Annotated in this window: 2 pseudogenes; both read left to right on the top strand. The window is 70.0% G+C overall.

Going from position 1 to position 5,565, the window contains the following annotated elements:
* Nucleotides 1–2,781 (top strand): annotated as a pseudogene (locus tag AC1D15_RS16200) (heme utilization protein); the annotation flags it as partial.
* 80 nt (nt 2,782–2,861) lie between these two features.
* Nucleotides 2,862–5,565: pseudogene (locus AC1D15_RS16195) on the top strand (heme utilization protein); the annotation flags it as partial.

The raw sequence follows: 5,565 nt of genomic DNA, 5'->3' as shown, positions 1-5,565 counted from the left end.
CTGTCGACCGCCCAGGCCGCCGCGCTGACCACCGACCAGATCCCGACGCTGGAATCGGCCGACCTGCGTGCGCTGAGCACCGCCGCGATCCGCAACTGGACCACGGCGCAGGTCGATGCGCTGACCTCCGACCAGATGGGCCAGCTGACGACCGCSCARGTSGCKGSSCTSACSACCWCSCAGCTGTCSAACCTGACCAGCACCGACCTGAACGCGCTGAACACCGCYGACTTCGCTGCGCTGTCGACCGCCCAGGTCGCTTCGCTGACGGTCGGCCAGGTGGCCGGCCTSSARACCGACGACCTGCGTGCGATGACGACGGCGCACTACGCCGCGCTGTCGACCGCRCAAGTCGGCGCGCTGACCAGCGACCAGATCCCGCACCTGGARTCGGCYGACCTGCGTGCCATCAGCACSGCCGGCATCCGYGGCCTGAACAGCGACCAGTTCGCWGCSCTSACCTCSGACCAGRTSGCRTCGCTGACGACCGCGCAAGTSGSSGCRCTGACGACCACCCAGCTGTCYTCGCTGASCTCCGACTCGCTGAACGCRCTGAGCACCGCCCAGTTCGCGATCCTGTCGACSRCGCAAGTSGCKTCGCTGACCWCCGACCAGATCCCGCACCTSGAATCGTCGGACCTGCGTGCCATCAGCACCTCGGCCATCGCCAACATGAGCACGGCGCAGATCGATGCGCTGAGCTCCGACCAGATGGGCCAGCTGACGGTGGCCCAGGTGGCGGCGATGACGACCGCGCAACTGAGCAACCTGGTCACCGACGACCTGAACGCCTTCGGCACCGCGCAGTTCGCGGCGCTGTCGACGGCCCAGGTGACGTCGCTGACGGCCAGCCAGATCGCCGGCCTGCAATCCGACGACCTGCGTGCGCTGACCACCGCGCACTATGCGGCACTGACCACGGCCCAGGCGCATGCGCTGACGACCGACCAAATGCCGAACCTGGAATCGGCCGACCTGCGCGCGCTGAGCACCAACGCGATCCGCGCGCTGGACTCCGACCAGCTGGCGGCGCTGACCTCCGACCAGATGGCGGCACTGACCACCGGCCAGGTGGCGGCGCTGACGGCCAGCCAGGTCGGCACGCTGACCACGGACGACCTGAACGCGCTGACGACCAGCCAGTTCGCGGTCTTCTCGTCGGCCCAGGTGCAGACGCTCACCTCCGACCAGATGGCCGGCCTGCAGACCGACGACCTGCGTGCGCTGAGCACCGCGGCGCTGCGTTCGCTGAGCACCGCCCAGCTGGATGCGATGGGTTCCGACCAGTTCGGTGCGCTGACCACGGCGCAGGTCGCTTCGCTGACCACGACGCAGATCTCCAGCCTGTCGAGTGACGACCTGAACGCGCTGACCGGCACGCAGTTCGCGGCGCTGACCACGGCGCAGTCGGCTTCGCTGACGGCGTCGCAGATCGGCACGATGGCCACCGACGACCTGCAGGCGCTGACCACGGCGCACTATGCGTCGCTGTCGGCGACCCAGGTGCTCGGCATCACGACCGACCAGATCTCGGTGATCGAGACGCAGGACCTGCGTGCGCTGACCTCGACCTCGCTGCGCGCCCTGACGGATGCGCAGCTGGGCGAACTGACCACGACGCAGCTCTCCTCGCTGGGCGGCCAGGTCAGCAACCTGACGACCTCGCAGATCTCGCACTTGGCCACCGACGACCTGAACGCGTTCACCGCCTCGCAGTTCCTGGTGATGAACACGGCGCAGATCCAGTCGCTGACGGTCACGCAGATCGGCAACCTGGAAACCGCGGACCTGCGTGCACTGAGCACGGCCGCGATCCAGTCGCTGACGACCGACCAGGTCCAGGCCATCACGACCGACACCTTCCAGGCGCTGAGCGCGACGCAGATCGCCGCGTTCACCACCGCCCAGGTGCATTCGCTGACGACCGACCAGGTCATCGCGCTGACGACCACGCAGACGATGGCGCTGGAGACCCAGGACATCGCGGCGATGTCGATGACGCAGATCGCGGCCTTCGAAGGGCAGGACATCGCGGTGATGTCGTCACCGCAGCTGGATGCCTTCATGGCGGCCTCGCCGATCGTGCTGGACCTGAACGGTGACGGCGTCTCGACGGTGTCGGCGGCGCACGGCGTCAACTTCGACCTGAACGCCACCGGCCATGCCAACAAGGTGGGCTGGGCCTCTTCGACGGACGGCATCCTGGTGATGGATCGCAACGGCGACGGCAAGATCAACGACGGCACCGAGCTGTTCGGCGTCGCGACCGTGAAGGCCGACGGCACCCGCGCCGGCAACGGTTACGAGGCCATGAAGATCGAGGACACGAACCACGACGGCAAGCTGAGCGCCACGGACGCGAACTTCGACAAGCTGAAGGTGTGGGTCGATGCCAACCAGGACGGCATCTCCGAGGCGGGCGAGCTGAAGGGCCTGGCCGATTTCGGGATCGTCTCGCTGGACCTGCATGCCGCGAGCGGCACGACGGTGCAGAACGGCAACCTGCTGGGCCTGGTGTCGAGCTACACGACGGCCGACGGCGCCAAGCACGACATGGCGGACGTGTGGTTCGGCAAGGCCGCGGCGACCGATGCCACGGCAGCCAAGGAACTGCCGGTGCAGCTGGCCGATGTGCTGGCGGCGCCGACGRCCGACGTGCTGGGCGGCAGCAGCGCCCCGACGGTGGCGGCGACGCAGACCACGGCGCATGCCGCGGTGCACGTCGACCACAAGCTGCTGGCCGACGACGAGCACCTGAAGAACATCGGCCCGCTGATCTGATCACGGCAACCGATGGCGCGGCACGCACTCCCTGAAGTGCGTGCCGCGCAGTCACGCGAGTCACCCGCACCCCTGAACGCATGAAATTCGGCTTCGTCAAGTGGTTGGTGAGCAAGCTGCTGCCCTCGGCCTGGCGGGACCTGTTCTCGTCCGACGGCGGCAGCGGCGGCTCGACCGCGCCGACGACGCCGGCCACCCCGACGTCCAGCACCGGCGCGCTGACCGATGCCCAGGTGCAGGCGCTGACGACGGCGCAGATCGCCGGCATGACGACGGCCGAGCTGAACGCGCTGACGACCGCGCAGTTCGCGATGCTGTCGGCGACGCAGGCGGGTGCGATCACGACCACGCAGGCGGCCAACCTGGAGACGGCCGACCTGCGCGCGCTGACCACCGCCGCGATCCGCGGCTGGAGCAGCGCGCAACTCGCGGCGCTGACGACGCAGGAGATCAGCCTGCTGACCACCGTGCAGGTGGCGGCGCTGACGCCGGCGCAGATCGCCGCGCTGTCGACCACCTCGCTGAACGCGATGACGACGGCCGAGTTCGCCGCGCTGAACAGCGCGCAGGCCGCGGCGTTGACCACGCAGCAGATCTCGCACCTGGAGAGTGCCGACCTGCGGGCGCTGACCACGGCGGCGTTGCGCGGAATGTCGGCCGCGCAGCTCGACGCACTGACCACCACGCAAGTGACGCAACTGAGCACCGCCCAGCTGGGTGCGCTGACGACCGCGCAGTTCGACGGGCTGCTGCCGACGCAGATCGGCGCGCTGACCACCGCGCAGGTCGCCACGCTGACGGTGGCGCAGGTGGCGATCCTCGGCACCGACGACCTGCAGCAGATGTCGACGCAGCAGTTCGCCGCCCTCAACTCGGCGCAGGCCGCGGCGTTGAGCGGCGCGCAGCTGGCCGCATTGCCGACGGCCGACTGGGCGGCGCTGACGACAGCGGCGATCCGCAGCATCGACCCGACGGCGCTGGCCGCGGTGACGACCGATGAGATCGCCGCGCTGACCACCGCACAGGCCTCGGTGTTGAATTCCGCGCAGATCGCAGCGCTGTCGACCGACCAGGTCGCGGCGATCGAGACGGCCGACCTGCGCGCGCTGAGCTCGGCCGCGTTCCGTGCCCTGAGCGCGTCGCAGATCGACGCGCTGACCTCGATGCAGCTCGCGGGGCTGACCAGCGCGCAGATCGCATCGCTGACGCCGGCGCAAGTGGGCTCGTTCAACACCGACGACCTGACGGCGCTGAGCACGGCGCAGTTCGCGGCGCTTTCGTCGGCCCAGGTGGCGGCCTTGTCGGCCACGCAGGTGGCAGCGCTCGAGACGGCGGATTGGGCGGCGATCAGCACCGCCGCGATCAAGGGGCTGGCGGCCAGCTCGGTCGCCACGCTGACGACCGCCGAGATCGCCGCGCTGACGACGGCCCAGGCCGCTGCGCTGACTGCCACGCAGGCGGCGGCGTTGACGCCCGAGCAGATGCTGGCGCTGGAGACCAACGACCTGCGCGCGCTCAGCTCGGCCGCGTTCCGCGCACTGACGCCGGCGCAGGTGGAGGCGCTCGGCTCCGACCAGTTCGCGGCGCTGACGACGGCGCAGATCGGGTCGCTGACCGGACCGCAGATCGGTGCGCTGCACACCGACTACCTGAATGCGCTGACGACCACGCAGTTCGCCGCGCTGTCGACCGCCCAGGCGGCCGCGCTGACGGCCACCCAGGTGGCGGCGCTGGAGACGGCCGACCTGGCGGCGCTGAGCACCGGTGCGGTGCGGGCGCTGAGTGCCGCTGCGGTGGCCGCGCTGACGACCGACGAGATCGTGGCGATGAGCGCGGGGCAGTTCGCCGCGCTGACCAGCGCGCAGGCGGCGGGGCTGGATGCGTCGCAGGTGGCGGCGATGCAGCCGGGCGATCTTCGGGCGCTGGGCACGTCGGCTTTCCATGCGCTGGGCAGCGACCAGATCGCGGCCTTGAACACCGGCCAGTTCGTCGCGCTGTCGACGGCGCAGATCGTTGCGCTCGGCACCGAGCAGATCGCGGGCTTGAGCACCGACCACATCGCCGCGCTGACGACGGCGCAGATGGTGGCGATGGAGACGGCCGACATCGCCGCGATGTCATTGCAGCAGGTGGCGGCCTTCACGCCGGAGGACATCGGCGTGATGTCGGGCGCCCAGATCTCGGCGCTGCTGTCGGTGACGCCGATCGTGCTGGACCTGGCGGGCACCGGCATCCACACGACGTCGGCGAGCCAGGGCGTGAACTTCGACATCGCCGCGACGGGCAGTGCGGCGCGCAGCGGCTGGATCGCCGAGGGCTCGGCGCTGCTGGCGCTGGACCGCAACCACGACGGCGCGATCAACGACGGCAGCGAGCTGTTCGGCATCGGCACGCGGCTGGCCGACGGCACGCGTGCGGCCAACGGCTACGTCGCGCTGGCGCAGCTGGACGGCAACCACGATGGCGTGGTCAGCGCCGCGGACGCGAACTTCAAGGACCTGCGCGTGTGGGTGGATGCGAACCACGACGGCAAGACCGATGCGGGCGAGCTGAAATCGCTGGCCGACGTGGGCGTGGTGTCGCTGGACCTGCATGCACTCGCCGGGACGGCGGTCGACCACGGGAACCTGCTGGGCCTGGTGTCGAGCGTGACGATGAGCGATGGCTCGCAGCACCAGATGGCGGATGTGTGGTTCGCGAAAGAGAAGAACACGGCGCCGGCGGTGCAGCTCAGCGAGCTGCTGGCGGCGCCGGCCGGCGAGTTGCTGGCGCATGACGCTGCAC

Source organism: Rhizobacter sp. P2_H2, from assembly GCF_056403375.1.
The sequence above is the reverse complement of the archived record's forward strand: the minus strand, read 5'-3'. Positions and strand labels throughout refer to the sequence as shown.